1 pseudogene is annotated in these 222 nt (G+C 68.5%); it reads right to left on the reverse strand.

Annotated features, from left to right (window positions below):
* Nucleotides 1-222, reverse strand: a pseudogene (locus tag OOT08_RS06690) (hypothetical protein); the annotation flags it as partial.

Below are 222 nucleotides of genomic sequence, written 5' to 3' on the forward strand. Positions count from 1 at the left end.
GGGCGCAGCAGCAGGGCATCCGGGAAGAGGAAGAGGCCCGTGCCGAGCGTCACGACGACCGCGATGAGCACCGCGAGTCCCATGCCGCGAATCACGGGCCTCGTGTGCGAGGAGCGCTCATTGGGTACGTCAAGAATGCCGAGGCCACGAAGCAGCGGGGTCACCGCGAGCGGCAGCACCAGGCTCAGGAACAGCGCGAGGGTGGTGAGGGCGCCGATCATC

The sequence above is a fragment of the Leucobacter sp. M11 genome (assembly GCF_035726885.1).
In the GTDB taxonomy this organism is placed as follows: domain Bacteria; phylum Actinomycetota; class Actinomycetes; order Actinomycetales; family Microbacteriaceae; genus JAPFRB01.